The sequence below is a fragment of the bacterium endosymbiont of Bathymodiolus sp. 5 South genome (assembly GCF_900128535.1).
GTDB lineage: Bacteria > Pseudomonadota > Gammaproteobacteria > PS1 > Pseudothioglobaceae > Thiodubiliella.
On the sequence record NZ_FQTR01000105.1, the window covers coordinates 1 to 6,258 of the forward strand.

The window sequence follows — 6,258 nt, forward strand, 5'->3', positions numbered from 1 at the left end:
TTGTGCCTTCTGAATCGTAACTCATAACAACAAGGTCTTGTTGTTTTTGTGCTTTTTCTAATAGACTTTCTTCAAATTCTGAATCACAATCTAACATCTCTTTGCTAACAAAAATGGCGTGCATGCCTTTATTTTGGTTAAATTCTTTTAGGGTGTTTAACGATGTATCTCTCCACTCTTGCAAATTTTTTATGTTCTTTTTCCTGTCTACCTGTGAATGATAAGGCAAAACTTCAGACGATGGCGCATGAATGTTTAACGGGTCAATAACATAAAGCTGTCCATCTCTACCTAATAACACCTGAAAATCACCGATACCCAAATTTGGATATTGATCAAATTTCTGTAATAAATTTTGAATATCGCTTAGCGTTTTGGCTGTTGTGCGCCCCTTTAGAATAGATAGCCTCCCTGGTTTTACTAATACTGAGCTATGAATGCGTTCAACCAAAATACCATGGTGCTCTTGATTATCTTTACCAAACATGGAAATAGTTTTAAAATATTTTGGCGTTTTAATACCCATTTCTCTAAATTTGTTAATCCACTCAATTTCGTTTTTTAATGTTCGAAATGAAGACGGATCCTCTAATCTTTCATCTAGTTGTAAAAACAACAAATCAGGGTGGTCTTTTAAGATATAAGCGGTTTTCATGGAACCACGACCAATAGGTACACCTATATCCTTATGCGTCAATGAATCTGGCGTTGTTTCATCATCTAACCCCAATTTTAGATGTTCTAAAACTTTACCAATATTCTTAGAGCTTTGCGTTGTCCAGGTAGATTTTTCAAGTTCGTAATTCCAACGATGAATGATTTTTTGATCCTTGTCATTCATGGTTTTAGAGCCATCTTCGTTCACTTGAATATCGCCCAATCTACCGGTAACGCTAGTGTTTCTTAAATATTTTCGAGTGTAAAGCTGTTTAGCGTAACTTTGACTGAGTCTTTCGTTATTACAACCCACCAAAGCAGCACGATTCAAATAGGCTTGAGTGTCAATCGAATCTATCTTGTAGTGTCGCGCTAATTGATCGGTGTAATCTGCTAACTTTGTCGCTCCCACTTGTTCCAATACTTCTGGATGTCCAACAATATTGATCCGTACACTGGAATCAGGCGTAAATGCTTTGCCCTTTGGAAAAACCAATTTTCCTTGCTCATCAAGTGTCGCAATAATACTGGTATCAGGGTGTTTTTCAAACAATGCATTGGCGGCATCTTTGGTAACCTTGTCTTCGCCAATGGATAAGATAATGTTGTATTTGTTTTTACCATTGCTTTTTAGGTTTAAGGCTTCATAGCCCTCAGCGGTGTTGACACGGAAAACAGAGTTGCTACTTTCTTTCCAGCCATGTTGCTTGGAAAAATCAAGGTATTTATTTTTTAAATCAGCACTTGGAATTATATTGTCACGGCTAATAACTTCAACAGTTTCGAAATCTAGACTTTGACTGTTGCTTGGCTGGCGAATAACATTTTTTTCACCTGTTGCAGAATCATAAACAACAATAACTTTATTCTTATTTTTTTCTGCATCACTTAGTATTTTTTGTTTGAGTGCGTCATCGGGTGAGTCCCAAAGTTCCTTATCAATGTAGACAATGTGATTGAGTGTTTTGTCGGTAAAGCGCTTGTGGTGTTCTAAAATATTTTGTTTGAATCCCTGTAAAGCGTTTAACTCAAAAAAATTACGCATACTGCCTGTATGGAGATCAACATCCTGTGGATCCATAACATAGAATTGACCGTCTTCAGCAATAAGACCTTGAAAATCGGATACACAAAAATTGGAATTTTTTGCAAATATTTTTCGCAAATTTTCAATGTCTTCTAAGGTTTTATCATTGCTATTATTAAGTATTTTTAATAGAGAATCCCCTTCTGGAATCCAACTTCTAAGCGATAACTTTACATCTTGTGCACCTTTAATTTTTTGCATCACTATCCCGTGTCGTTTAACATTAGACTTGGGCATAGATGTGTCTATAAATGTGATTTTTTTATAACGCCTAGGTGTTTTTATACCAAGCGCTTCTAGTTGCTTTAAGTATCCTATTTCTTTTTTAATTTCGGTGGCTTGATAGCCTGATTTTAATAACACTACCAATAAATCAGGTTGACCTTTTAAATTGTAAGCAGCTTTAAATGCGCCCGATCCAACAGCGTTATCTAAGTCTATATGTGCATTGGTTAAGGTATCTGGAATGATACCTATATCGATAGCATCAGTGTCAGTATCAGTATCAGTATCAGTGCCCGTATCAGATGAGTCTTTAGAACTCACACAACCCAGTTTCAAATTTTCTAATACCTCCCCCGCACGCTTGGATTCTTCAGTCTGCTGGGTAACAATATTTAAGTCATCGTTCCACTGATAAATCATTTTTTTACCGCCCGTTTCCATGGTTTTAGTGCCATCAGGGTTGATTTGCATGTCGCCTTTTCTGCCGGTTATTTCGGCAGTTTTTAGTGTAGGCGTGTCGTTATAAATAGCTCTGGCAAAGTCTTGAGTGAGGTTTTGATTAACACCATCAGTACCACAGCCGACTAAGGCGATACGCCTAATGTCGGTGCTGTCATTGCCGTAGGTTTGCTGGAGTATCTTTACCTTGTTTGCTAATGACTGTGCACCTTCTTGACTTAAATCGTTACCATGACCGACAAAATTAACACGGGTGTCGCCTGTTGGCGTGTAAGCCTCGCCTTTTAGGGTAACAAGATTACCGTCTTGATCAAATTTGACAAGGACACTGCTATCAGGGTGTTTGTTGAATAAGGCATTAGCGGCTTCAATGACAATAGGGTTATCACTGCTTTGGACGATCAGGTTACTTTGATATTTGGAAGTTTTGTGTACAACAGGCTGAGTATCGGGCTGGCTGGGGTTTTGCTCTAAGGTGAAAAATAAACTGTCAAATGCCAATTCTTTTTTTGCGAAACTGTGCCGAGTAAACCAGTTTCTACGCAAGCCTGTGGCGATTCTTTGCAGGGTGATGACTTGTTGTAATTGTGCAACGATAGCTTGTATGTCGATATCGTCTTCTGGGTCGTCATCAATATCTACTATGTAGTCGCCACTGGTGGTATCTTCAACTAGGGTATTGATGATTTTACTATTGGCAATAATGCGATATTCTATTTGCCTTACGCTAATATCGTTTTCTTGTCCGTATAGATATTCTATTTCATTCTCTTGTGCATTGTAGTAAACGATAATATCGTTATTTTTTCTAAGACTAAGTGCCAAATCAAAGTTTTCATTTGAGAGTTCAGTGATAATAAGAATTTTAGGGGTTTGAGAAAATGACAAACCTTGAGAAAATTTTTGATTGACCTTGCTATTAAACCATTTTTCTGCCTTGTTGGTTTTTTGCTCTTCAGTCTCTTGGGTGTTGTCAGTGGTAGTGGTGTTATTGGTAATGGTGGTGTTATTGGTGGTATTGGTGTTATTGGTAGTGCTTTCGCCCTTATCCGAAGAGATGCCTGTTTCATCGTCGTTGTTAAACTGATGCTCATTAAATACTTGGTCAAACACATTGTTTTTTTCCAAATCCCCCGTTGTTGAAACCTGTCTTATCGATTTGGCACTTACCGAAAGTGGTAACTTATTGTTAAATACTTGTATGTCTGATAATTTGGCACCAACATCATGAAAAGAGCCATCTAAAAACAATTCGGTATCTGCACTTAAAATTTTACTTGAGGTGTAAAGCAAGGTACCTTCAGTGGCTGGATCATCACCAACTTTAACAAGATAGTAGTTGATTGTTGTGCCGTCTCGCTCTATTTTTAAATAATCCCCTGCCGTATAAGGATATTGATCTTCAGAAAAATTTTTGACGCTACGACCGTTTTCATAAATACCAACAATATTGCCAGAATTATGTACATAGATTGCGAAATTTATTGCGTGATAGTTACCTTCATTATTGTTACTATCGGTAGACAGTCCAACCATTAAATATTTATTGTTACTACCAATCTTGGCAATCACACAACCATCACCAGAGAAACCCTTGGTGGAAGTAATAGCAGCATTCCAGCCCCTGCTAGAGGTTTTTTCATAAACACCCTTGGTTTGGCTTATTTTATTGCCACCACCAATGCTAAACTCTGTATCCAGCGCTAGATTGGCAAGTGCCACAGAGTCGGTGATAGTGCTAAAATCAATGCTATTGCCATCCACATCTTTAACATCGCTTAACACAATGGCTTCTTTACTGTCAATATCAAAGTTTTCAGCGCTAATATTGTCATTGATCTTTACAGTGTAAACAAACTCTAATGTGTCGGTGATTGTCCCATTAGCACCTGTTAACAAGAATTCTTTGTTGGCAACGATAATTTTATTACTGCCAACCTTTGCCAAAGTAACGGACTCATTCAAAAGTAGCGTTACTTTGATTTCATCGCCAGTGGTAAATGCACCACTGCTATCGGCAATCTCTCTATTAATACGCCAAGCGTTATTTTTCAGGGGCTCTGGGGCGCCAGAATCTATTAATAAAGTTGAATTTTTACCTAAAATCTCCACTTCACGGAAATTTTGCGCATTGCCACTAAAAGTAAGTCTGACTTGATCAAAAACAATATCACTTTCTGGGATGATTTCAACAATTTCACCTGCCTCATCAATAGTGCGGGTTGAAACCACCACGCCCTCTTTAAGGAAATCAACGGTTGAGCCGTTAATCCTATCAATAATCCCCTTACGATTAAAAAGTTTAAAACTGCCGTTGTTGTAATGAACCCCTTTAAAGTCAAACAAAATGTATTTTCCATCAGCATCCAATGGGTGTACGGCATAATCTAATGCACCACTTGAACTGGTATTGCCGTCAGTCATTCTTGCAATATTGGAAGCGGTGCCATTGGCATGCCAATGAGTAACATTGGTACTGATGGTCGCCAGCCCTTTACTGCTTAGGGCAAGGTTTTGACTGCTGGGGCTAATGTCTAGACCCTTGGAGATATCGCCAAAATCAATGCTGTTGCCTGCTGTATCTTGAATGCCAGTTAAAACAATGTCGTCTTTACTGTTAATATAAAAATCAGCATTGGTTTTATCGTTGGGTTGAACAGTGTAAATAAATTCTAAGGTGCGGGTTACAGCGTCATTGGCACCTGTTAATAGAAACTCTTTGCCAGCAACAACAATTTTATTACTGCCAACATTTGCCAAGACAACTTCTTCATCTAGTGTCAATGTTATTCTAATTTCACTACCAAGCGTAAATACCCCCTTGAGATTCACCGCACCTTCTATATGCCAAGCATCAGCAGTGGGCTCTGGTGCATACATATTGACTGAAAGTGCCGAATAATTACCACTATATATACGCATATCTGATAATTTAGCACCCACATCATAAAAAGAACTGTCTAAAAACAATTTAGTTCCTGCGTTTGAGGTTTTGTTTGAGGTGTAAAGCAAAGTGCCTTTGGCAAGTACACCTTCACTGGCTTTGATATGGTAATATTTGATTGTAGTGCCTGATCGAACGACTTTCATATAATCGCCAGCAGCATAAGTAACCCCTGTGCTATGCTGAGGCTGTCCACTCTCATAGATGACAAATTTATTACCCACACCTGAGTCCGCATACAAAGCATAATCTATCGTATTAAAAGAATCATTGGCATCGGCACTCGAAAGTCCAAGCATCGCCCTTTTGCCAATTTTATCAATCTTGGCAATAACATAACCATCATTAACAAACCCTTTGGAAGAAGCGACATCGGCATTCCAGCCAGCACCAGAGATTTTTTCATAAACGCCATTGCTATGGCGTATTTTATTGCCACCCCCAATGATAAGATCGGTATTAAACGATGCTTTTGAGAGTGCCACAGAGTCGGTGATAGCGCTAAAATCAATGCTATTGCCATCCACATCTTTAACATCGGTTAACACAATGTCTTTTGTACTATCAATATTAAAATCTTCAGCGTTAACGTTATTGTCAACCTTCACGGTGTAAACAAACTCTAATGCATCAGTGTGTTCACCATTGACGCCTGTTAATAGAAATTCCTTGCCAGCAACAACGATCTTATTGCTGCCAATATTTGCCAAGATAACCGACTCATCCAAAAGCAGCGTTACTTTAATTTCATCGCCAACGGTAAATGCACCACTGCTATCGGCAATCTCTCTATTAATACGCCAAGCGTTATTTTTCAGGGGCTCTGGGGCGCCAGAATCTATTAATAAAGTTGAATTTTTACCTAAAATTTCCACTTCACGGAAAT

At 38.4% G+C, this 6,258-nt stretch carries 1 protein-coding gene; it reads right to left on the reverse strand.

All coding sequences use genetic code 11. The annotated features are described in order from the left end of the window. Positions 1-6,258 (reverse strand): C80 family cysteine peptidase (locus BBROOKSOX_RS08355; protein WP_139660936.1); only part of this gene is annotated, 6,258 nt, incomplete at both ends.